The sequence below is a fragment of the Actinoallomurus vinaceus genome (assembly GCF_039542055.1).
GTDB lineage: Bacteria > Actinomycetota > Actinomycetes > Streptosporangiales > Streptosporangiaceae > Actinoallomurus > Actinoallomurus vinaceus.
Genome location: NZ_BAABHK010000002.1, coordinates 330,138 through 352,452, shown reverse-complemented (window position 1 = coordinate 352,452; position 22,315 = coordinate 330,138). Strand labels below are relative to the sequence as shown.

General features: G+C 68.4%; 18 protein-coding genes and 1 pseudogene. 11 read left to right on the top strand and 8 right to left on the bottom strand.

The window, feature by feature from the left end; translation table 11 throughout:
* Nucleotides 1-441: 441 nt before the first annotated feature.
* From ABEA24_RS07780 to ABEA24_RS07755, 6 genes are all read left to right on the top strand, one after another.
* On the top strand, nucleotides 442-1,068 hold the full coding sequence (locus ABEA24_RS07780) for a DUF2291 family protein (protein WP_345429979.1): 627 nt from the start codon (nucleotides 442-444) through the stop codon (nucleotides 1,066-1,068).
* A complete protein-coding gene (locus ABEA24_RS07775; protein ID WP_345429978.1) occupies nucleotides 1,065-2,669 on the top strand; it encodes a sugar ABC transporter ATP-binding protein in 1,605 nt (534 codons plus the stop codon). The genes ABEA24_RS07780 and ABEA24_RS07775 overlap by 4 nt, the downstream gene beginning before the upstream one ends.
* Nucleotides 2,666-3,745 (top strand): ABC transporter permease, encoded by a 1,080-nt coding sequence (locus tag ABEA24_RS07770; protein WP_345429977.1) that lies wholly within the window; start codon nucleotides 2,666-2,668, stop codon nucleotides 3,743-3,745. The genes ABEA24_RS07775 and ABEA24_RS07770 overlap by 4 nt, the downstream gene beginning before the upstream one ends.
* Nucleotides 3,746-3,843: 98 nt before the next feature.
* A complete protein-coding gene (locus ABEA24_RS07765) occupies nucleotides 3,844-4,833 on the top strand; it encodes a D-ribose ABC transporter substrate-binding protein (RefSeq protein WP_345429976.1) in 990 nt (329 codons plus the stop codon).
* A 73-nt stretch (nucleotides 4,834-4,906) separates the two neighbouring features.
* Nucleotides 4,907-5,953, top strand: coding sequence for a nucleoside hydrolase (locus ABEA24_RS07760; protein ID WP_345429975.1), 1,047 nt, complete (start codon nucleotides 4,907-4,909; stop codon nucleotides 5,951-5,953).
* A gap of 41 nt (nucleotides 5,954-5,994) precedes the next feature.
* The gene (locus ABEA24_RS07755; RefSeq protein ID WP_345429974.1) at nucleotides 5,995-7,593 is read left to right on the top strand and encodes a DUF1593 domain-containing protein; all 1,599 of its coding nucleotides are present in this window, start codon (nucleotides 5,995-5,997) and stop codon (nucleotides 7,591-7,593) included.
* 171 nt (nucleotides 7,594-7,764) lie between these two features.
* Here the strand turns inward: ABEA24_RS07755 and ABEA24_RS07750 are convergent, their stop codons facing one another.
* From ABEA24_RS07750 to ABEA24_RS07735, 4 genes are all read right to left on the bottom strand, one after another.
* Nucleotides 7,765-8,535 (bottom strand): hypothetical protein, encoded by a 771-nt coding sequence (locus tag ABEA24_RS07750; protein WP_345429973.1) that lies wholly within the window; start codon nucleotides 8,533-8,535, stop codon nucleotides 7,765-7,767.
* Nucleotide 8,536: 1 nt separating this feature from the next.
* Nucleotides 8,537-9,799 carry a TRAFAC clade GTPase domain-containing protein gene (locus tag ABEA24_RS07745; RefSeq protein ID WP_345429972.1) on the bottom strand — a complete coding sequence of 421 codons (1,263 nt, stop codon included), beginning with the start codon at nucleotides 9,797-9,799 and terminating at the stop codon, nucleotides 8,537-8,539.
* 276 nt (nucleotides 9,800-10,075) lie between these two features.
* Nucleotides 10,076-10,252 (bottom strand): hypothetical protein, encoded by a 177-nt coding sequence (locus ABEA24_RS07740; RefSeq protein WP_345430644.1) that lies wholly within the window; start codon nucleotides 10,250-10,252, stop codon nucleotides 10,076-10,078.
* Between the two features lie 71 nt (nucleotides 10,253-10,323).
* Complete coding sequence (locus ABEA24_RS07735) at nucleotides 10,324-10,482, bottom strand: hypothetical protein (protein WP_345429971.1); 159 nt, start codon at nucleotides 10,480-10,482, stop codon at nucleotides 10,324-10,326.
* A gap of 521 nt (nucleotides 10,483-11,003) precedes the next feature.
* On the opposite strand from ABEA24_RS07735, the gene ABEA24_RS07730 reads away from it, so the two are divergent.
* The 3 genes from ABEA24_RS07730 (at nucleotide 11,004) to ABEA24_RS07720 (ending at nucleotide 15,472) form a co-directional block, all read left to right on the top strand.
* The gene (locus tag ABEA24_RS07730; RefSeq protein ID WP_345429970.1) at nucleotides 11,004-11,648 is read left to right on the top strand and encodes an alpha/beta hydrolase; all 645 of its coding nucleotides are present in this window, start codon (nucleotides 11,004-11,006) and stop codon (nucleotides 11,646-11,648) included.
* An 85-nt stretch (nucleotides 11,649-11,733) separates the two neighbouring features.
* Nucleotides 11,734-12,312, top strand: a complete 579-nt coding sequence (locus ABEA24_RS07725; protein WP_345429969.1) for a DUF302 domain-containing protein — start codon at nucleotides 11,734-11,736, stop codon at nucleotides 12,310-12,312.
* A 145-nt stretch (nucleotides 12,313-12,457) separates the two neighbouring features.
* Entirely contained in the window at nucleotides 12,458-15,472 is a 3,015-nt protein-coding gene (locus tag ABEA24_RS07720) for an RICIN domain-containing protein (protein ID WP_345429968.1), read from the top strand.
* A gap of 112 nt (nucleotides 15,473-15,584) precedes the next feature.
* Here the strand turns inward: ABEA24_RS07720 and ABEA24_RS07715 are convergent, their stop codons facing one another.
* Nucleotides 15,585-16,628 (bottom strand): LLM class flavin-dependent oxidoreductase, encoded by a 1,044-nt coding sequence (locus tag ABEA24_RS07715; RefSeq protein WP_345429967.1) that lies wholly within the window; start codon nucleotides 16,626-16,628, stop codon nucleotides 15,585-15,587.
* Entirely contained in the window at nucleotides 16,628-17,140 is a 513-nt protein-coding gene (locus tag ABEA24_RS07710) for an SRPBCC family protein (RefSeq protein ID WP_345429966.1), read from the bottom strand. Before ABEA24_RS07710 ends, ABEA24_RS07715 begins: the two co-directional genes overlap by 1 nt.
* 96 nt (nucleotides 17,141-17,236) lie before the next feature.
* Here ABEA24_RS07710 and ABEA24_RS07705 point away from each other — a divergent pair, with 96 nt between their 5' ends.
* Entirely contained in the window at nucleotides 17,237-17,758 is a 522-nt protein-coding gene (locus ABEA24_RS07705) for a winged helix-turn-helix transcriptional regulator (RefSeq protein WP_345429965.1), read from the top strand.
* Nucleotides 17,759-17,859: 101 nt separating this feature from the next.
* On the opposite strand, the gene ABEA24_RS07700 is transcribed toward ABEA24_RS07705, so the two are convergent.
* Together ABEA24_RS07700 and ABEA24_RS07695 are read right to left on the bottom strand one after the other, a co-directional pair.
* The gene (locus ABEA24_RS07700; RefSeq protein WP_345429964.1) at nucleotides 17,860-19,974 is read right to left on the bottom strand and encodes a discoidin domain-containing protein; all 2,115 of its coding nucleotides are present in this window, start codon (nucleotides 19,972-19,974) and stop codon (nucleotides 17,860-17,862) included.
* A 128-nt stretch (nucleotides 19,975-20,102) separates the two neighbouring features.
* Nucleotides 20,103-20,342 (bottom strand): annotated as a pseudogene (locus ABEA24_RS07695) (class II aldolase/adducin family protein); the annotation flags it as partial.
* A gap of 215 nt (nucleotides 20,343-20,557) precedes the next feature.
* On the opposite strand from ABEA24_RS07695, the gene ABEA24_RS07690 reads away from it, so the two are divergent.
* On the top strand, nucleotides 20,558-22,249 hold the full coding sequence (locus ABEA24_RS07690; protein WP_345429963.1) for a bis-aminopropyl spermidine synthase family protein: 1,692 nt from the start codon (nucleotides 20,558-20,560) through the stop codon (nucleotides 22,247-22,249).
* Nucleotides 22,250-22,315 lie beyond the last annotated feature (66 nt).

The following is a 22,315-nucleotide window of genomic DNA, read 5'->3' as shown; positions in this document are numbered from 1 at the left end:
ACGCCTTGCGCCGGGGCGGGTTTCGGCCGCACACACAGCGCCCGCCGGCACTCGCGCGGTACGAGAATACCCATTCAGCCTTCGCTGCTCAGTCGCGCGTGCGCCGCCTGAGCGTGGTCCCGCACGGCCTGCAGCCGCTTCCCTCGGCCGTGCGCTGATCACACGGGTGACGGCGTACGGCTTGCGATCCCCGTCGCTCGGCGGCGGGTTCACGACATCGCTGGAGGGCGCACGCAGCCAGACGGTGGGGATTCGACCTGGTAGCCCGAGATCAGGTCGTGATCCGTACATGGTTGACACCAGATTTCGCCTACGTTAATTTCGGCATAGACAACAGATCGTGAATAAATATTCAAACTTCCCGTCGAGGGTGAGGCGATGACTCACACAGCGAAAACCCGGCGCGGGACGCTGAACCGCACGCTCCTGCTTCCTGTTGTGATGGTGGTGCTCGCCGTTTCGCTGGCGGCCTGCTCGGGGGTCCCCGGCGTCTATGTCGTGGAGAAGGCCGGAAGCCCGGCCGCCGGGGCGGGCGGCGGCAAGAAGTTCGACGCGACCTCCTACGCCGACGGCATCTGGGCCTCCAAGGTCGTGCCTGCCGCGCAGAAGGGCGCCGTCGATGCGGCGACTCTCCTGCCGGCGCTGCGTGCCGACCAGAAAGGCGCCAGTGCTCGGTACGGAAAGCAGGCCGGCGCTGGATCGCCCTACTCGTTCTTGATCAAAGGGACGGGTACCGTCACCGGTGTCACCAGCGGTAACGCGGTCGGCAGCGTCCAACTCGACGTCCCGGGCGTCGGTAAGACCGACGTGAACCTGGCCGCCGGGCCCGCATTCGTCGGCACCGCCGTCCGCGACGCCGTCGGCTTCATCGATTTCAGCCAGTTCACCAACCAGATCGATTACGCCGACGCCGCCACCGCACTCAACGCCAAGGTCAAGGCGACCGTTCTGCGCGGCGTCGACTTGAACTCGATCAAAGGTAAGAAGGTCACTTTTACTGGAGCGTTCCAGCTCCTCAGCTCCGCCAGCGTCATGATCACGCCCATCACGCTGGAGGTGGCCTCGTGACCGAGCCGACCGATCCGGCCGAGACGCCGATCGCCTCCCGGTCTGGGACCCCGGCTGCGAGTGATGCGGCAGGCACGCCGTCGACTGAGCCGACGGCCTTGGTGGCCGAGGAGATCACCAAGTCCTACGGCGGTGTGCACGCGCTGCGCGGCGTGACGTTCAAAGCCCGTACCGGCGCGGTGAACGTGCTGGTGGGGGAGAACGGGGCGGGCAAGTCGACGCTGATGAAGATCCTCAGCGGCGCCGAGCAGCCGACCGGCGGCCGGATCCTGCTGGACGGGGAGCCGGTGGAGTTCCCCACACCTCGTGAGGCCCTGGCCCACGGGATCGGGATCATCCATCAGGAACTCAGCCTGTTTCCCAACCTCAGCGTCGCCGACAACATCTTCGCCGGCCGCGAGCTGCACAACCGGGCGCATCTGACCAGCGTCGCCGAGCAGCGCCGCCGGGCCAGATCCGCCCTTGCGCGGCTGCGGCAGGACATCGACCCCGACACGCTGGTGGGCGACCTGCCGATCGGTTCGCAGCAGCTGGTCGAGATCGCACGGGTGCTGTCCCAGAACGTCCGGATCCTGATCATGGACGAGCCGACCTCCGCGCTGAGCAATGCCGAAGTCGACGTGCTGTTCGAGGTGATGGACGACCTGCGGGAACAGAACGTCACGGTCATCTACATCTCCCACAAGCTGGAGGAGTTCCGGCGGATCGGCGACTACGTCACCGTCCTGCGCGACGGGGCTCTGGTGGCCGAGGCGTCGATGGATCGGACCGACACCGCCTGGATCGTCCAGCAGATGGTCGGCCGTTCCCAGGACAGCCTGTTCACGCGTTCGGCCAGCCGGACCGGTGACGTGCTGCTCGCCGTCGAGAACCTGTCCGTGCCCGGCAAACCGACCCCGCTGGTCGACGATGTGAGCTTCAACGTCAAAGCGGGAGAGATCGTCGGCATCTACGGGCTCATGGGCGCGGGCCGCACCGAACTCATGGAAGCCCTGATCGGCATGCGCCACCACACCGGGACGATCCAGGTGGACGGGCGGCGGGCCGTGGACGGAAGAGTCTCCGGCCGGTTGGCGCTGGGCCTGGCGCTGGTCCCGGAGGACCGACAGCGCGACGGACTCGTCCAGGCCTTGTCGGTCCGCGCGAACCTGCTGCTGTCCACGTTGAACACCCTCACCCGGCACCTGCTGCTCTCCCCGGCGCGTGAACGCCGGGTGGCGACCGGACAGGTCAAGGACCTGCGGATCAAAGTGCCCGGCGTCGACGCCCAGGTCACCCAGCTCAGCGGTGGCAATCAGCAGAAGGTGATCCTCGGGCGCGCGCTGCGCACCGACCCCAAGGTCCTGCTGCTGGACGAGCCGACCCGCGGCATCGACATCGGTGCCAAGACCGAGATCTTCCGCATCATGAGCGACCTGGCGGACAAAGGCCTGGGCGTGCTGTTCGTCAGCTCGGAGCTGGCCGAGGTGATGGGCATGTCCGACCGGATCCTCGTCATGGCCCGTGGCCGCATCACCGCCGACCTGCCCCGCGGCGAGGCCACCGAGGAAGCGCTCGTCAACGCCTCCGCCTCAACCACCGTCATGAAGGTGAGCCCATGAGCACCAGCACTGAACCCGAGGCCAAGGGCAGCGCAGCGGCCGAGCCGGCCGCGCCGGCAGACCGGGTCGGCAGCGGCACACGACTGGCGATGATCCTCCTGCAGGGCCGGACGCTCATCGTTCTCGTCGCCCTGGTGATCATGTTCAGCCTGATCTCCAGCGACTACCTGACCACCAGCAACCTGCTGCTGATGAGCAAGCACGTATCCATCACCGCGCTGCTCGCCATCGGCGTCACCTTCGTCATCCTCACCGGGGGCATCGACCTGTCGGTCGGCTCCATCTCGGGACTGGCCGGAATGATCTCCGGCGGGCTGCTGTACGAGGGCTTGAAGCTGCCCGGCGGCGACACCGTCTGGTTCTCCACCGTCATGGTGATCGTCATCGGAATCCTGATCGGCGCCGCGGTCGGAGCGATCAACGGTCTGCTCGTCACCAAGCTCAAGGTCGCCCCCTTCATCGCCACCCTCGGCGTCCTGTACGCCGCCCGCGGGCTGGCCGATCTGCGCAGCAAGGGCGGCACCTTCCCCAATCTCGCCGGGACGCCCGCACGGCACAACACCGGCTTCAACGTCCTGGGCGGTAAGAGCTGGATCGGGGTGCCCGTCGCCATCTGGATCATGATCGTCGTCGCGGCGCTGGCGATCATCGTGACCACCCGGACGCCGTTCGGCCGTCGTGTCTACGCCGTCGGCGGCAACGAACGCGCCGCCGAACTGGCCGGCATCCGCACCTCCCGCATCAAGATCGCCGTCTACATCATCTCCGGGGCGTGCGCGGCGCTGGCCGGACTCATCCTCACCTCCGAACTCGGCGCGGCCTACCCCGACACCGCCACCACGTACGAACTGAACGCCATCGCCGCAGCCGTCCTCGGCGGCACCGCGCTGGCGGGCGGCAAGGGCAGCATCATCGGCACCCTCGTCGGCGCGTTCGTCATCGGCTTCCTCAGCGACGGCCTCGTCCTGGTCGGCGTCTCCAGCTTCTGGCAGCTCGTCGTCAAAGGCACCGTCATCGTGCTGGCCGTCGTCCTGGAGCAGACCCAGGAGCGGGTCAAGACCCGCATGACCACCTAGCAGAGCTCCTTCCACCCAGCCGTTCACCCAAGCCGGTCCCACCCCGCCGGTTCAGCAGGCCCTCCCTGGGGTCATTCCGCCTGAAAGGAAGCCCGACCATGCGCCGTTTCCCCAGCCACCGGCCCATCATCGGCCTCACCGTCGTCACCGTGGCCGCCGCCCTCGGCCTCACCGCCTGCGGCAGCTCGAAGTCCTCCTCGGGCAGCGGCACCTCCGCCGGCGGGTCCAAGCTGATCGTGATCGTCACGCCGTCACCCGACAACGTGTTCTTCAAGGCCGAGCAGCAGGCCGCCGACGCCGAAGCCAAGAGGCTCGGCTACACGACGCTCGTGCTCAGCCACGACGACGACCCGACGAAACAGAGCCAGGCGATCGACACCGCCATCTCCCGCAAGGCCGCGGCCATCATCCTCGACAACGCCGGTGCCGACTCCACGGTCACCGCACTGCAGAAGGCCGGCAACGCCAAGATCCCCAGTTTCCTCATCGACCGTGAGATCAACTCCACCGGGGTCGCCAAGGCCCAGATCGTCTCCAACAACTCCCAGGGAGCGACCCTCGGCGCGCAGGAGTTCGCCAAGGACATGGGCCAATCCGGGGAGTACTTCGAGCTGACCGGCAAGGAGACCGACACCAACGCCGGCGTCCGGTCCAAGGGCTACCACTCCGTGCTGGATCAGTTCCCGAAGATGAAGATGGTCGCCCAGCAGAGCGCCAACTGGGACCAGACCGAGGCGCTGCAGAAGGTGCAGACCATGCTGCAGGCCCACCCCAACGTCAAGGGCATCATCGCCGGCAACGACACCATGGCGCTGGGCGCCTGGGCGGCGCTGCAGGCCGCGAAGAAGACCAACGTGATCGTCACCGGCTTCGACGGCAGCCCCGACGTGGTCTCGTCCGTTCTCAAGGACGGCATCAAGGCCACCGTCCTGCAGCCCGCCGCGAAGATCTCCCAGATGGCCGTCGACCAGGCCGACAAATACATCAAGACCGGCTCCACCGGCCAGCCCGAAAAGCAGTCCGTCGACTGCGTTCTGGTCAACAAGGACAACGCCGCCAAGGTCAGCAACTTCGCGCTCGGTTCATGACCCGGCAGCGGAACAAGCCACCTGAGAAGGCCACCGTAGCGACGCCCCCAGCCACATACGGAGATGGGATGCCATGAATCGCCGTACTTTTATGAGAGGCACGGCCGGTGCCGCAGGTCTCAGCGCTCTCGCGGTCGAAGCAGCAGGGCCGGCCGATGCCGAATCGGCGCCGGCCGGCTCGGCAGCGCGGCGCGCCTTTCGTCCACCGGCCGGGCCGCGAGCACGGGTCATCATCAGCAACGATCTCGGCGCCGACCCTGACGGGCTGTTCGCCTTCGTTCACCAGGTCATGTCCCCCTCGACCGAAGTGCGCATGGTCGTCGGCGCGCACGCCCAGTTGCCGACCGATCCCTTCGACACCGGGAAATATCAGGCTGAGGACTCACACCAGGCCGCCGTCACCATGCTGCGGCTGATGCGTCGCAGCGACGTCAAGGCCTATGCCGGCTCCAACGACGCCTTGAAAGACGCCACCACGCCGCGGGTGACGGCCGGGGCGAAGGCCATCGTCGCCGAGGCCACGCGCACCGACACCGACCTGCCCCTCTACATCACCGCGGGCGGCACCCTGACCGACGTGGCCAGCGCCTACCTGATGGAACCGGGCATCGCCGGCAAGGCGACGCTGGTGTGGATCGGCGGAAAGCCCTACCCGGCCGGGGGATCCGAATACAACTTCAACGCCGACCCGCTGGCGGCGCAAGTCCTGTTCAATCAGTCCTCCATGCCCATCTGGCAAATACCATCGGACGTTTACTCGATGTGCATGGTGTCGGATTTCGAGCTGCAGCAGTACGTCGCGACCGCCGACGACATCGGCCACTGGCTGTGGCGGAATCAGTTGGACTACTACCAGCGCTTCGCGAAGCGCATCAACTTCGGCGAGGTATACCAGCTGGGCGATTCACCTCTGGTCCTTCTCACGGCGCTTACCTCGCCATGGGACAAGTCGGCCACTTACAGCAGCCCCTACGACACCATGTACGCCCCCCATCTCAACGCCGATGGCACCTACACCTCTCGTGACAGTGGCCGCAAGATCCGCGTGTACAAGGGAGTCGACACCAGGCTGATGTACGCGGACTTCTTCGCCAAACTGCAGGCCCTGTACGGCAAGTAGAAGCGCGACTCTACCTTCCATCCACAGCAAGGAGAGGGTGCATGAAGGTACCCGTGAACACATGGTTCGGCAGCGGCAGACGACACGCGTGGATCGGCGCCGCCGTCGCAGGCGCGGCGGCGCTGGCGATCGCCGGTGCCGGCGTGATCGTGCCGGGCGGTGCGGCGTCGGCGGCGGTGACGGACGCCACGCCCGTCTTCCACCCGGACAAGCAGAAGCCCCGCACGGTCGTCACCACCGACATGGAACAGGACGACTACGACTCCCTGATCCGCTACCTGCTCTACTCCGACGAGTTCGACACCCAAGGAATCGTCTACACCGCTTCGGTGTATCACTGGGCCGGCGACGGCAAGGGAACGCCGTTCCTGTCACCCAACCCACGCCGTGAGTACAACACGCCGCAGACTTCCTGGCGGTGGACCGGGAACACCATCATCCAGGGACTGCTCAAGCAGTACGCACTGGTGTACGACAATCTTCGCGCCGTGGACCCGAACTACCCCTCTCCGCGAGAACTGCTGCGCAAGACAAAGCTCGGCAACGTCGACTTCGAGGGCGAGATGTCGCACGACACCGCCGGCTCGAACTTGATCAAGAAGCTGCTGCTGGACGACGACCCGCGGCCGCTCTACCTGCAGGCGTGGGGAGGTACCAACACGATCGCGCGTGCGCTGCAGTCGATCCACGATCAGTACGCGGGCACCTCCCGGTGGCAGCGCATCTACGACAAGGTCTCGGCCAAGGCCGTCATCGTGGCAAGCGGCTTCCAGGACCTCACCTACACCGGCTACATCGCGCCCAACTGGCCGAAGCTGCAGGTGCGTGACGTCAGCGGCGGCTACAGCGCGTGGGGCTACTACTTCGAAGGCCGCAGTCCCGTGCCGGCGCAGTGGCAGTACTACTTCGGCGCCGACTGGACCAAGAAGAACGTCCTGGACGTCGGGCCGTTGGGGGCGCAGTACTTCGTGTGGGGAGACGGCCGATCGACGCCCGGCGACCCGCTCGACACCTTCGGTGATCTGGGCAATCCGCCGAAGTGGCTGCCGCCCCGCAAGCAGTACGACTTCCTGTCCGAGGGCGACACCGTCGCCTTCATGAACCTGATCGACACGGGCCTGCGCAGTGAACCCGACCCGACCTGGGGAGGCTGGGGCGGGCGACTGGTCCAGAAGACCACCACGCCGAACCTGTGGACCTCGGCGGCCTCCGACCTGGGCCCCGACGGGAAGGCGATCAGCTCCTACGACTGGACCCGGTGGATCCCCGCCGCGCAGAACGACTTCGCCAACCGTCTGAAATGGAGTGTCACGCCACCCGGCCGGGCCGTCGACCATCCACCGACGGTCAAGCTCCTCACCGGCGCCACCCGGCAGGTCCGCGCCGGCACGAAGGTGACCGTGTGCGGCCTGGCCCACGACGCCGACGGTGAGCCTGTCGCCGTGCAGTGGTCGCAGTACCAGGACGCGGGCACCTTCCCCGGCGCGGTGACGATCACCAACGCCGACCGCCCGTGCGCACAGGTGACCGTCCCCGCCGACGCGCAGCGCGGGCAGACCATCCACCTCATCCTCGCCGCCACCGACACCGCGGGCACGCCGCTGACCCACTACGCGCGTACCGTCCTCACCGTCCGGTAGCTTCGCGGATAGTCCGAGACGGGACGCCCTCGGCGGCCCGTCCATGCGCCGAACCGAACCGCTATGGCGGGTGAACAAGCAAGCATCGCGGCGATGACCGGCAGTGCATCACTGTCGGTCATCGCCGGTGATCCGCCAGCGTCACCCGGCCTGACGGTGGCATCGCTCCGGTCAGCCGGCGTGCCGCCCCGACGGTGGCGCGGTGGGGCAGGGCGGCCTGCGCGGTTGCGGAGACGGCCCCGTCGAGGCGCCTGCCGATCGTGCGCTCGTCGCGCGCGCCGACGAGGTCGCGGTAGGGCAGGGCGTCGCCGGCTCGGGACCGCGCGAGGCGATCCAGCCGACCGCCGCGATGGACACGGCCAGCAGAATGGCCGCGACGATCAGCATCCCCACAGGGGTCGGGAACGGGCGCGGCCGTTCGGCGTCATCGCGGGTCGCGGTGCCGCCTCCCGTGGCCCCGCCGTGGCGTGTCCTCCCGGTGCGTGGTCCGAGGACGGTGCGCGGCGTGAACGCCCGTCCGGGCGTCACCTCGAATCCGTCTTCGTCGGCGAGGAAGCGGCGGTACGCGTCGAGCGCCGCCGTCCGGCAAAAGGCCAGGTCGGCCGGGTCCGGCTCGCCGGCGGGCCGGTCCACGCACACGAATCCGTAGATCAGCCGCAGCGGCCGGCCGTGCCGGTCCCGCGGCGCGCGGGGCTTGGCCCCGGGCTCTGCCACGTCGGCGGCGGTCACGGTGTGCGTCGCGTGTACCACCGTGAGCGCCTGGCCGGCCATCGTGACGATCTCGGCAACGCTCGGCCGGTCCGACGCGGCGTCGGGTACGACCGAGTCGTCCAGTACTCCGTGGTCGCGGGCGGCGAGGAGGAAGTCCGGAGCCAGCAGCGTGCGGTATCCGCGTTCGCGGCCGCGGGCGACGAGGAACGGCCAGGCATGTGAACCGGTCATGTCACACACCGCCGGACAGCCGGGAGGCCGGCAGCCGACTCTCCAACGCGAGCACCTTGCCCTGCATCTCCTGCAGGACGCGTTGCCGCGCGCGGCGGAACTGGTCGATGCGCCGCTCGGCGTCGCCGAACTCGTGGGCCAGGCCCGTCGGCCGGTCGGGCGCAGGCTCGGCGCGGGCGTCGAGGAACATGCCGAGCAGCGAGTCGCCGACCAGCGCTGCCGCCGAGCCGCCGAACGAGGCCAGCACGGCCCGGCCGGCCGTCTGACCCGCGAAGGCCGCCAAGGAGGCGAGCGCCTGCAGCGGATCCATGAACGTCCGCCGCCGCACCTCGGCGCGTAGGGCCGTGAGCGTCTCCTGGTTGAGGCGGGCCTCGACCTGCTCGAACAGGTCGGGCAGCACGGCGGACAGCGGGATGTCGACGTTCGCCGGCCGTATCTCGCGCTGGGGGATCTTGACCACCTCGCCGTCGGGCCCGATCCGCGCGAATCCCGGGCCGACCGCGCTGACCGGTATGAGGCGAACAACCCGCCCGGTGCTGTGCAGGTTGACCAGCGCCTGGAACTGCGGGTTCGAGATCAAGTGGTTGCGTACCATGTCCAGCCGGACGTTCTCGTCCGGGTGCAGGTCGGTCAGCAGGTCCCACTTGGTGATGACGAAGTTGACCGGGCAGGACGCCTCGATCACAGCCGGGATCAGCGCGCTCAGCGTCTCCTGCAGCCGCACGATGCCGTCGGGGTGGCCGTCCACGTACAGCCGGATGCTGTACCCGTCGATGACGCCGATCAACGCGTCCGCCGACTCGATGCGCGCGTACAGCTCATCCTTGGCGGTGGAGCCCGGCTCCTGAAGCTCGGTGAGCAGTTCCCCGGCGTACTCCAGGTAGTTCAGTCGCAGGACCGTGGCGATGGAGCCGGCGGTACGGGTCTTGACGTCGAAGCTGAAGAGCCGTGTCTCGCCCTTCGCGGTGCCGTGCGGCCAGTCCGGCGACGCGGCGTCCGCCATCTGAGTGAACCACCGGTTCAGCCGCGCCACGTCGTCGTGCGCTGCGGTGAGGAAGTAGCACTGACCGCTGGGCACCCGCAGGGCGTGGTACATGCTCGCCAGCAGCAGCGTCTTGCCCGATCCCTGCTGGCCGAGCGCGACGACCTGGAACGCCGGTGCGGGCGTCGACACGTCCAGCGGCCGCCGGCGGCGCCTGTGCAGCCACCGGCCGAGCACGACGAGCGGCACGGCCACCCCAAGGGCCAGCAGCGAGACCGTCACTGGGACTCCTCCGTTCCACGGATCCGTCGGTCACTGCACAAGCGTGCGGACGACGGACCGTGCCGCACATGAGTAGGCGGTACTCAAACCGCCAATATCGCGTGCAACGCCTGCGGAGCCTGACTCCGCAGCGGCCGGGTCTTTGCGAGAGGGGCTGGGGACGACGCTGCCGAGGTGGCCGCTCTGCGCAGGCTGGCGACGGGCCTGCCTCGCGGGCGACACTGAACGATGTCGCGGCGGAGTCTGGAGACTGTAAGGCGGAGGCCGGTGGAGACGTCAAGCCAGCTTTACGAGGAACTGCGCAGGCAACGCGGTGTTGATCTCGTCGGCGCGGATCCGTTCGATCTCGGCGCTCACCCAGTGTGCTGCGCAGAAGTCGAGCATCTCCTGGGTCTCGGCGATGCCGCCGTGGGCCTTCGCGGCGGGCGCGGCGTAGGCGGCAACGGTGGCCATGACGGTGGTTCTCCTTTGTCCGGTGGTGAGCACGGCTCTGGCGGGCGAGCCCTGGCCTCGCCGCCCGCGGGTCAGGCTCGTGTGTTGACGCGGTACTGGGCGAACAGCCCGAGGGCGGCCACGACGAGGATGACGAGGCCGTAGCCGAGGACGGTCGTGAGCAGGCCGACCGGCGCGATCAGGAGCCCTGCGATGATCGCTGGAACTCCGAAGCTCAGGTAGGCGCTCACGTAGATGGACGCGAACAGTCCTGCCCTCTGGTGAGGCTCTACGAGCGGCCGGACGCGAGGGCCGAGAGGCCGAGCCCGTGAGCGGGCCGTGCGTCGGTGAGGGTCATCTCCGAACCTCCTAAAGCAAAGACCTATGCGCTATCCGAGCGTAGCCCCGTCGAAACCCTAATGCCAAATCCTGTGCTTTAGGGTGAATGCACGGGTACAGAACCGGCCCCGCGGCGCCGGGCGACCTACCGGCCCGGACCGCTCGCTACCCGGCGCCGGAGACCTCCGGGCCGACCTGACCGCCTGGGCGCGGGAACTGCTCGGCAACCATCCCGACATCAGGTGAGCGGGTGGGGCGACCAGCGGGCGGCATGCACCGCATCACCTATTCAGGTGGTACGGCCGCGTCCAATGCCGTGGTCCCCTAGGTCGAGCGGGTAGCAGGCCGGGTACCCGGTCCGCGAGCCTGGCCGAGTCCCGGTGAAGACGTCAGGAATCCGCAGAGCCCGAACCACTAGAGCAAGGAACCGTTGGTGACAGGTACGCACATGATCGTTCTTCCCGGCGGCGGATACGCGGCGCACGCCCCGCACGAGGCCGAGCCGATCGCCGCCTGGCTCGGCACGCTGGGAATTCAGGCCGGCGTCTTCCGGTACCCGCTCAACCGCCGCCACCCGGTGCCCCTCGACGCGCTCCGCGCCGAGATCCGCCGCCGACGCGCCGGCGGAGCCGACCGCATCGGCCTGATCGGCTTCTCGGCCGGTGGACACCTCGCCGGCCTCGCGGCTCTTGCCCCCGGCAGTACACCGGCCGACGCCGTCCAGTTCGCGGTCCTCGGCTACGCGATCACATCCATGGAGACCGAAACCTACCGGCCCTCCAGACTGATTCTCCTCGGCGAGGACGCGACTGCGGAAGCGCGCCGGTCCACGTCGCTGGACGCACTGGTGACGCCTCAGTCGCCCCCGTTCTTCATCTGGCACACCGCCGAGGACATCTACGTCCCGCCCGAACACAGCTACCGCCTCGCAGCCGCACTCGCCGCCAACGGCGTCCCACACACGCTCCACGTCTTCGCCCATGGGCCCCACAGCCTCGGCCTGGCCGAAGGCGCCGGAGACACGGCGGCCTGGACGACGCTGGCCGCCTCCTGGATACGCGAACAGGAACGATCCTGAGACCTACGCCGTCGACCACCCGGAACCGCGTGATCGATGCGCTGGAGATCGGGTGAGGGGCACCCGAGTGTTGAGAGGAGGGCTCATGCCGCAGACCGGGCCAGGCCATGAGGGGCTGGGCAGGGAACAGGTGCAAACGGTCCTGGTACGTCGTCATGTCCTTGAAACCAACCGGCCATTCTCCGACGTCCTGGATGGCATTTACGGAGGCATCAGTCGGCCCGACATCGGCCGACTGTTCGACGAGCTCGCGGCGAGCACGTCATACGACGAGTTCAGCTCCCTGGTCCACCAGGCGGAAGGCAGCGCAGGGCTGATTCTGTTCCTGCAGCTCAACCTGGATATCGCGCTGACACTCGATCCCCAGGTGCCGGCCGAACACAGGCGGCGCTTGGTCCGGGTGATCGCCGGCAACCCGGTCACCATGGGCCAGATGACCCGTCATGTGACCGACGCCGGATCGTATGCGCCGGTGACCATTCTCGTCGCGGAGACATCGGACGGCGGGACCCGTGTGAGTTACGACAGCGTGGCGAGCGCACTGGCGCCATACCGCGACCAGGCCGCCTCGCAAGTCGCTGAGCGCCTCGACAACGAGGTGCTCACACTCTTGCGTCACGTGACCGGACCGTCCGGCGCCGCAGCGCCGATCATGGCCCCTTGACGAGTTAGTCCGTTTAAGAAACTGTGGACGTCAGATCCCCAGTCCCCGGTGAGTAAGGTCCTCGGCCGCCACCTCCGCTGAAGTCTCTTCGTGAAACGAACTCCGCGGCCTGGAGTCTCACCCCCCGCCCCGTTGGAGCAAGTGCATGCGCAGACGTGCCCTTGTGCTGGCGGCCAGCCTGGTTCTGGCCGGCGGCGCTCTCGAAATCCCCACCACCCACGCATCGGCGCACACCAAACGCGCATCGGCGCACCTCACCGCCGCCTTCGCCGCCGGGAACACGCCCCTGGCCTCGGTCGACCTGGCCGGAAAGTGGAGCTTCACACCGACCGGCGGTACGACGACCACGATCACCGTGCCCGGCGGCGGCTGGTACAAGCAGGGCTTCACCAACGTGAACGAGGCGGTGTACACACGGACGATCACCGTGCCGGACACCGGGCAGCCTCAGTCGACCTGGATCGAGTTCGGCGCGGTCGACCACCAGGCGACGCTGTCGGTGGACGGCACCGAGGTCGCCACCCGGACCACCTCGTTCACCCCGTCCAACTTCGACATCAGCGCCTACGCCGCGCCCGGCACGACGCACACCATCAGCGTCGCGGTCAAGGGCCGCGGCGCGCTGAAGAACTCCGCCAACGGCAAGTACCTCGTGCCCGACGCCGCGGAATGGTCCGAGGCCGTTCCGCAGGGCATCTACCGTTCCGCCCAGCTCCGCGTGTACCCGGCGGTGTTCGTGAGCGACGCCTTCATCCGCACGTCGGTCACGAACCAGACCCTCGGCTACGACGTCTCGGTGACCAATTCCACGGGCAGCTCCCGGACGGTCACCCTCTCCGGCTCGCTGTCCTCCGACAACGGCGGTTCCTTCTCCTATCCCACCCTCCCCGGTCGTACGGTCACGGTGGCCGCCCATTCCACGGCCAAGGTCACGGTCGGCCCGGTCGCCTGGAACCTCGGTGCCGGCTCCTACTGGTGGCCCAACGTCCCGTACCGGTCCGGATACCGCGCCCAGCTGCACCGCCTGGCGATCCACGCCGCCACCGACGACGGCCACACCAGCGACGCCGCCTACCGGTTCGGATTCCGGGAGAGCGCGCAGAACGGCGAGTACTACTACCTCAACGGAGTGCGGGTGAACCTGCGCGGGGACAACCTGCAGGGCGCGGACTTCGACCGGATCGACAACGGCGGCAAGGGCGACGCCTACGACACCCTGTCCGGGTTCCTGCCGCCCTCGTCGGGCAACGGCGGCTGGCCACAGGCCGTCGACAACTACCAGCGGCTCAACTACAACGTCGTGCGCATCCACCAGGAACCGGCCAGCCCGTACATGCTCGACGTCGCCGACGAGATGGGCCTCATGGTCATCGATGAGACCGCGATCCGGGGTTCCAACAACGGCCAGGACTTTCAGGCCGGTCACGACAACATGGTCGGGCACGCGCGCGACCTGGTGCTACGCGATCGCAACCACCCGTCCATCATCCGCTGGAGCCAGAGCAACGAGCCGGGCCTCAGCAATGACACCGAGCAGTTCGAGCAGGACCTCTACACGGCCGTCAACGGCAACGACGGTACCCGGCCGGTCAGCGTGGACGGCGAAGCGCCGAACAGCTACCCCGACATGACCTACTCCAACTTCGCGGTCTTCCCGCATTACAACGGCGGCCTGGGCGCGTACAACGAGACGGTCACCGCGGTGTCAGGCCGTCCGGACGGCGAGGGCGAGTACATCTGGCCCAAGTGCAACACCAAGCAGGGCTTCGAGTGGTTCGCCACCCTGACGGCGGCCAAGCGGGGCAAGGACGCCGGCGACCTGCGCCCCTACACCCTGCTGTCCGGCTGGACGGGCTTCGTGCCCGGGGTGAAGACCACCGACTTCGTGCCGGAAGAGGGCGGCAGCCCCGTCTACGGCGCCGACAACCTTTCCGATCCCTGGAGCAACCCCCAGATCCAGCGCATCCAGGCGGCCTTCAACCCGGTGGCCGCCCTCGACCTTCCCTACTGGTCGGCCTCCGGCATCTCCGATGAGTCCGGCTCGTTCCCATTGCCGAATTCCGTCGACGACTACGCCTACGGCGCGCCGGTCGACCGGACCGTCACCATCTTCAACGATGACTTCAGCGGCACCGCCGTCGGGCTCGACTGGACGGCCCGGCTCGACCAGCCGGACGGCGCCGTCATCGCCTCCGGGAGCACGACCCTGACGATCCCGCTGGGCTCACGCGCCACCCAGCCGATCACCTTCACGGCCCCGTCCAACGGCAGCAGGATCTATCTCACGCTGAAGACCACGAAGGCCGGCACCACGACCTTCAGCGACACCGCCGAGTACTTCACACTCGGCGGGAACACCACGAGCGTCGACGACTCCGACGCGGCGGTGGCCTACAGCAGCGGCTGGAGCCACGCCTCCGGTGAGTCCGGCCCGTACAAGGGAACCAACTCCTACAGCGACGTCACCGACGCCACCGCGACCCTGAACTTCACCGGCACCGGTATCACGCTGCGGGCGGTCACCGCGCCGGACCACGGCATCGTCGGCGTCACCGTGGACGGAGGTACGGAGACGCTGGTCGACGAGTACTCGGCCACCAGGACCGGCGACGTCGCGGTCTGGACCAGCCCCCGCCTCGCCTCGGGCGCCCACACCATCCGGGTACGGGCGACGGGGACCAAGAACACGCAGTCGGCCTACACCTGGGCCACGATCGACCGGTTCGTGACGACCAACGCTCCGGTCTCGGGAACGAACTACCGTGTCGTCAACCGCTTCAGCGGCAAACCGCTGGCCGTGGCCGGCGACTCGACCGCGGACGGCGCGGGCGTCGTCCAGCGGTCCGGCGCCGCCGCCTGGACGATCACCTCCACCTCCGGCAACGCCTACACGCTCACCTACGTGCCCACCGGCAAGGTGCTCGACGTCAACGGCGGCGACGCGACCGTAGGCCTGCAACTCCAGCAGTGGTCCGCCAACGGCGGCACCAACCAGATGTGGTACCTCCGGCCCACCGCCGACGGCTACTTCACCATCGTCAGCCATGACAGCGGCCTGCTGGCCGACGACTACGCCCTCGCGACGGACGACGACGCCCGCGTGGTGCAGTGGACCGCCAACGGCGGAACCAACCAGCAATGGCAACTGGTTCCCGCCTGAACCGTGTCCCTCGTTCACCGGACCGAAGGTCCCCTTCTGCGGCAGGGTAGGCACCCTGCCGCAGACGGGGACCTCGGACTTCCGCGACAACCTGCCGATGACCGACGTGACCTCAGTCGTGCTCGAGAGCCCGGATGAGGTCGATGCCGCGGCCGAGGTTGTCGAGGCGGGCATGCAGGGTCTTACCGGCCGGATACAGGCGCACGGTGTCGACCCCGGCGGCCTGCCAGGCCTTGAGGCGGGCGCGGACCATGGCCTCGGTTCCGATGAGCGTGGTCGCCAGGACCATCTCATCGGTGATCAGGGCGGTGGCGCCCGTACGATCTCCGCGCTGCCAGCGTTCCAGCACCTCGGCGGCGACCTCGCCCCAGCCCTGACGGCTGTAGGCGCGGTTGTAGAAGTTGGTGGTCCCGGAGCCCATACCGCCCAGCGAGAACGCCAGCTCCTTCTTCCTGCTCGCGACGACCTCGCTCAGCAGCTCCTCGTCCGACACGATGTTGATCTCGGCGCCCTGGCAGATGTCGAGGTCGGCGCGATCACGGCCGGCGCGGGCGAGTCCGGCGTCCAGATGGTCGAGGTAGGCGTCCGCCCGCTCGGGCACGAAGCTGGTCCCCAGCCAGCCGTCCGCGATCTCACCGGTGAGTTCGAGCATCTTCGGTGACAGGGTCGCGAGGTAGATCGGCGCCGTCACCGGTTCCAGGCTGAGCCGCATGGGACGGCCCTGACCGTCCGGTAGCGGAATCACGTGCTGGCTGCCCTGGAAGGCGATCTTCTCGCCGGTGAAGGCGGAGCGTACGATCTGGACGGTCTCCCGCATCCGGGCCAGCGGACTCGCGAAGGGGATGCCGTGCAGCCCCTCCACGACCTGCGGCCCGGAAGCGCCGAGGCCGAGCAGGAATCGGCCACCGGACAGATGGGCGAGGGTCATCGCGGTCTGCGCGATGGTCACCGGGGAGCGTGTGCCCAGCTGCATGATGCCCGAGCCGAGCAGGATCCGCTCGGTACGGGCGGCCAGGTAGCCCAGCGGCGAGACCGCGTCGCTTCCCCACGCCTCAGCCACCCAGCAGATCTCCAACCCCAGCTTCTCGGCCTCGAGGACGAAGTCGACCGTCCGCGGGAAGTCCGCAGAGGCTTCGACGGTCGTCGCGGTACGCATCATGCCCGCCGTTCGGCCAGGCCCTTGATGGCGGCCAGGTTGGCTTTCATACCGGTCTCGAACTCCCGCAGCCGCACGAACACGATCTTCTGCTCCTTGTCGGGCATGGCCTCGATGGCGAGACTCAACCCGGATGGCCCGGGGCCCATCTGCGCCCACTGCTCCAGGACAGTGCCCTCGCCCTGGGCCTGGAGGAGGAAGCTCCACACGCTGGACGGATGGCCGGGGTCTCCCACCGCCCAAGTGAACCGGCGGGGAGCTTCGCAGTCGACGATCGTGCTGATCGTCTCCCAACTGCCCAGAGCGTCATGGGCGCTGCGGCCGGCGAAGCGATGACCCGTCCCCGGACTCGTCAACCCGTCGAGCCAGGCCACCTCCCGCAGCTCGCTACTGAGCTCGGGCATCAGATGAATGTCGCTGACCAGCTCCCACACCCGGGCAGGTGGCGCCTCGACGTAGGTCTCGGCGGACACGATCGGAGTGTCCGCGTATACCTGTCCCGTCCATTCCATGACGTCCATGGTTGCGTAGATAGACTGACTGGCGCAAGGATGAAAAAGAGGGCGCTGGCTGCTGAGTCTCAATACAAGACCCTTACCATGTGCTCCATGAGGCGTACGTCGTTCGCGAACTGGCCCTGCTCGGTGGCCAGGACCATGGATCTGCTCGGTGACTGGTGGACGCCGCTCGTGCTGCGGGAGGCGTTCTACGGCATCCGCCGGTTCGACGAGTTCCAGCGGGAGTTGGGCATCGCCCGCAACACCCTGTCGGAGCGGCTGCGCCGACTGGTCGGCGCCGGCCTGCTGGAGAAGCGCGTCTACGAGACGCTTCCCATGCGCCACGAGTACCTGCTCACCGAGTCCGGCCGCGAGTTCTACGACGTGATCCTGGTGATGACCCGATGGGGCGACCGATGGCTCGCCGAGGCATCGGGGCCGCCCGTCCTCACCAGGCACGAGACCTGCGCCCACGACTTCCACGCCGAGGTCGTGTGCTCGCACTGCAAGGAGCCGGTCACCTGGCAGGACGTCACGCCCCGCCCAGGTCCCGGCTATCCGGCAAAGCTGCTCAGCCGTCCCGACATCCGGCAGCGCTTCCACCTCGACGACCCGGCCGAGCCCACCCCGTGACCGCGCTGCGTCAGGGGTGCGAAGGTCGTCCGCTCATCTGATCGCCGCGGCACCAGGAGCCCCCGGTGATGTCGGGGCTCCCGGTGCGGCGTGTCAGGAGATCAGGAGCCGAAGATCTGGAACTCCCATAGTGAGTAGCCCCACTGGGTCGACCGCGCGGTTCCGTACATGCGGACGTAGCGGGCGGAGGCGGTGATGTCGAGGGTCTGCGTGCCACCGGTTCCGGCGGCGGTGGAGTAGACGGTGGTCCAGGTGTTCGCGTCGCCCGAGACCTGGATCTGGTACGCCGTGGCGTACGCGGTCTCCCAGTTCAGCGTCACCTTGCAGAGGGATCGGGTACTGCCGAGGTCGACCTGGAGCCACTGCGGGTCGCTGAAGGCCGACGACCATCGGGTGCCCAGGTTCCCGTCGACGGCATTTTGCGCGGGGAAGGCCACTGACTCGGTGGAGGACGCTGTGGCGGTCTTACCCTGCGCGATGTTCGTCGTCGAGCAACCCCCGGCGGAGTTCACGGTCCAGGTGAAGGATGTCGAGCCGCCGGCGCCGGTGGCGTCCTTGGCGGTCACCGTGACATTCGAGGTCCCGGTCGTGGTCGGCGTGCCGGAGATCAGCCCGGTGGAGGAGTTGATCGACAGCCCGGCCGGCAGGCCACTGGCGCTGTAGGTGAGGGACTGGCCCGACGCCGAGTCGCTCGCGTGGATTTGCAGGTTGGCCGCGGTGCCGACCGTGGACGTCTGGTCGCCGGGGTTGGTCACCGTCACGGTGTTACCGGTGCCGGTGGGCAGTGTCCATTGCTGCTGCGCGGAGCCGGTGCAGGTCTCGATGTCGAGCCGCGCGCCGGTGTTGCCGCCGGGATCGGTCAGGCACAGGCCGGAGTTGGGGTTGACCAGCTCGCCGTTGGCCTGATGCTTCCAGATCTGGGCGTTGGTGCCGTTACACGGATACCAGTCGACGTTGGTGCCGCTGGTCGTCCCGGCGCTGACGACGTCGAGACAGCCGCCTTGCGCGCGCAGCGTGTCGTCGCTGTACGGCGACCAGGTCTGGCCCGCGCTGCCGTTGCAGGAGCTGACGCCGATCGGGTTGCCCTCGGTGTTCAGCGAGTTCTGGTTCGCCAGGCACAGGCCGTTGATGCCCTTCACCGTGCCCGTCCCGGTGGCGGTCGCGGTGGGCGTGGAGTTGCCGCCCTGCTCGTAGACGGCCACGTACGCGACGCTCATCGAGGCGCCGGACGTGGTGGCGGAGGTCGGCGTGGTGCAGCCGCAGATCCCGTCCGGGTAGTTGCCGCCCATCGCGAGGTCCCAGATGATGAAGAAACCGTGGTCGATGGCCTGCTGCCAGGCCGTCGTGCCCACCGACGCCTCGGTGATCGTGCTCTCCACCGTGCCGTCCATCAGGAACTGCAGAGACTCGGCGCTCGTGTTGGTGCGGTCGATGATCACCGTGTAGGTGTGGTAGGCCGTCTGGCAGGTCGAACCCGTGTTCGGGCAGGCGATCAGCGCGTGGCCCGGGCTGTTGGCCGAGTCGTGGAGAGTCTGCGAGGCCTCGTTGAGGCCGTTGACGTCCTCCATCATGTCGATCTCACCGGAGGTGGGCCAGCCGCCGCCGGCGCGCATCGGCGAGCCCAGCGCCCAGAACGCGGGCCAGTACCCCAGGCCGCTTGCCGGGTTCGGCTGCTGGATCGACGCCGTCATCTCCAGCTTGCCGCCGGGCGGGGCTTGGAAGTCCTCGCGGGTGCTCTCCAGTCGTGCCGAGGTCCAGGTGCCGCCGTTGTTGAGGGCCTTGAGCACCAGATGGCCGTTCCCGTCGAGGTAGGAGTTGGCGGTCGAGCTGGTGGTCTGCTCGATCTCGCCGGTGCCATAGCCGGTGCCGATGTCGTAGAACCAGTTCGCCGACGAAGGCGGCGATCCGGCGGCCCCGGCGAAGTCGTCGCCGAACACGGTCGTCCACCCGGCCGGGGGCGGCGGCACGGTGTCGGCGTACGCGGCGGGCGAGCCGGCGACGGTCGTGGTCAGGACGGCGCTGAGGCAGGCGCCGAGCAGCGCCGTCGCCACCAGGATGGCCTGGCACCGGAGCGGGCCGGATCTGGGACGGCGCCGCGGAGCACCCTGGCCGACGCCGTCGAAGGGGGCTTTCCAGCCGGCGAGCAGGGAGCGTGCCATCTCCCATGCCTTGCTGATCTGGGCCCATCGAGGTGGTGACGTTGAAGCCGATGACATTTGGCGTCTCCTGAGTGGCGGGGCGGAGGCATCTGAGAGCGCGCTATCGGCCGTAGATTCAACCCATTCAAGGCTTGTGTCAAGACTAAAATTAAGCCTGAGTCGGGTCGGCGGTGCGTGTTTCCGCATCAGCCTGCGTCAGGCATGACTCTCTGGCCGTAGGCGTTCTGGTAGCGGTCGTGCAGCCGGTCGATCGCGTCCGCCGGGATGGGGAGCGGGTCGCCCGGTGAGGCTGCCAGATGGACGGTGCGGGCGACGTCCTCGCACATCATCGCGGCCTTCACCGCCGCACGTGCGTCTCGGCCGACCGTGAAGACGCCGTGGTTCTGCATCAGGACGGCAGGGGAGCGCCGGCCCCTGATCCGAGCCGATCACGCTCAGCGGGCGTCCGCGGACGTCGGCGTACGTCTGGATCACGAACGGGTTCCTGAGCAGCCCGCCCGCGACGATTACGTGCTTGCTGTACGCTCGGGCGGTCCTGACCCGGGTGAGGGGGCCGCACGCCTACATCCAGCGCAAAGCGCATCGCTCGCGGTTGTGAACGTTGGGACGTGGACAAGTAGGTTCGTGGGTGGAGGGGCAGATGACGGATCCAGAGGCCGGGACCCGGGAAGATGCCGTCGAGCCCATCTCCGCGGTTGCGTCTGTCGTGGCCGCGGCCGGCGTGAGGGGGCGTGCGCTGCGCGCCGTGATCGCCCTGTTGACCGAGCGATCGCGGCGCTTGGACGACCTGGTGCGCGAGTGCGCCGTTCCACGCCGTTCGGTGGAGGCTCTGCTGCGAGCGGCGGGATCCGACCTGGGGGGCACCGCCTCGGAAGGCGTGATGCTGAACGACGCGGTGGTGCCGAGCTATCGCGAGCGGTTCGGCTACGACCAGCTGCGCCGCACAGCACCCGCGGACCCGTTCCACGCGCCTCTGGCGGCCCAGCGGGCGTTGACGGAGCGGCTTGCCGGGCTCATCGCGGCGGCGCCCGCCGCCAACGAGGCGTTGGACCACGTCTCCGCGACCGCGGAGACCGCGACCCGACGGGCGATGTGGCTGGACGCGACGTACGATCTGGCCGGCGCGCACCTGGTATGCGTGGGCGACCACGATCTCACCTCGCTCGCCGTGTCCGCGATAAGCCCCGAGTGCCGGGTCAGCGTCGTTGACATCGACGAGCGGCTTCTGGACTACATCGCGGCGCAGGCCGCCGAGGCGGGTGCCGCCGTCGAGTGCTGGTACGCGGATCTGCGCTTCGGCCTCCCGCCGGTCCTCGCCGGCTCCGCCGATCTCGTCTTCACCGACCCGCCGTACACCCCCGAGGGGGTGAGCCTGTTCCTGGGGCGAGGGGCGCAGGCACTGCGGGATCGGTCGAACGGCCGCCTCGTCATGGCGTACGGGTTCAGCCCGCTCTCCCCGGCGCTCGGGGTGAAGGTCCAGCGTGCCGTCCACGATCTCGACCTCGCCGTCGAGGCGATCCTGCCCGGGTTCAACCGCTACGACGGCGCCCAGGCGGTGGGCAGCGCCAGCGACCTGTACGTCTGCCAACCGACTTCCCGGACCTGGCAGGTCCTCGACAAGCGACTGGCCCGAGCGGTGGTGAACATCTACACGCACGGGGGGCAGTCGCTTGAGGGGCAGACGGCGGACCTGCCGGAATCGGTCATCGAGGCCGTGCTGGCCGCGGTGGGCGACGGCACCGAGCCGACGCTGTTCGTGGGTGACGGCTGGCCGCAGGCCGCTCAACGCGGCCAGCGGCTCACGCTCCCCGACCTGCTCTCCGGTGCACCGCCGGCCCCGGCGCCCCGCAATCAGCGGACTGCGGCCGTGGTCAATCTGGCCGACGATCCCGGTCCTTGGCTGCTGCGAACCCTGCTTGCCGTCAACGCTGATCGGATGGCGATCCTGCTGCCGAATCAGCACGCCGACCTCGGCAGCGCGAGCGGGCAGTCCACGCTCCGCGCTCTGGTCGAATCCAAGTACACGCTCCGCCTGCGCCGGAGCACCCCCACGCCGCGGCATGCGATCGTCGAGGCCACGGCCACCACCGGCGACGGCGCCGTGCGCTGGCTCCTCACCCATGCGCACGGCAAGGTCGGCAATGTCCTGAGGGAAGGGCTCGTGCGCGACAGCGCCCGAGACGGTCAACCGCCGATGACCAAGAATGAAGCCAGGGCGAAGGCACGGCAATTGGTGGCGCACCAGGCGTGGTTGGACGCCCGCCTTCTCGACCTACCGCGCGGCGCTGTCCAATCCCTACTTTTGGCCCTCACCACCGAAACGAAGCCCTGAGCCGCAAGATCCAAACAGGCCCTTGACGGACGTGAATGGATCAACGCGGCCGAGGCGGACCGCGCC